Raw genomic sequence first — 696 nt, 5'->3', positions numbered from 1 at the left:
GATGCAAACCTGATGGCCATGTCTGATCAGGGATAACTACTAATAAGCCTTTGGCAAACCAAAGAGCGCGACCACAATCAGCTAGTTGTTGGTTATCTTGGCTTTGGCTATCTTTGGCTACCAAACTATATTGTATCACATGGGCTTGCTCTTCTAAAAATTTAGTAGTGGGATCTGTTGCCTTGCCCACCTGTTCCATCAGGCACAAGTTGGGTTGGTCATAAGGTGCTCTACCGATCAACAGTGGACCAGCTAGATCAGTGCCGTGCACTTGACCATCTGCGGAGGGTAAGGCGATGAAACTTTTGCCTTTAACACAACCGCTAGTCAGTAAATGAAATAACCTATTACCCACTGCTTCTTTAGCTAATTTATCCAAATCCCTTATTTCTTCAGCTAGGTTTTGTAATAACTCTTCCTGTAAAGCTTCCGTAGAAGCGCTAGCCTCTAGGCTATAATGCTGCAATGCTTGCGCGGGGAGATAAGAAAAGGATTTTTCTTTATGGCTTACCTTTTTCCCTATAGCTAGCCCTAGCTTAGCTGCTAAGCCTGATTTAATAAAGCCACAGCCATCATGGGGGCGTAATTGCACATTATTACGCAGCCTAAATGGATGGCAGACCTTTGGATCATAATCTCTATATAGTTTTATCCTAAATTTACCCTCTAAGACCGCATCTTTTTGATCCGTTCTGC

At 43.2% G+C, this 696-nt stretch carries 1 protein-coding gene; it reads right to left on the bottom strand.

Annotated elements, in window-relative coordinates; genetic code table 11:
* A partial coding sequence (locus tag MUW73_RS04315; RefSeq protein ID WP_243575307.1) for a hypothetical protein occupies window positions 1–696 on the bottom strand: 696 nt, incomplete at both ends.

The sequence above is a fragment of the Candidatus Cardinium sp. cByotN1 genome (assembly GCF_022810525.1).
GTDB lineage: Bacteria > Bacteroidota > Bacteroidia > Cytophagales > Amoebophilaceae > Cardinium.
The sequence above is the reverse complement of the archived record's forward strand: the minus strand, read 5'-3'. Positions and strand labels throughout refer to the sequence as shown.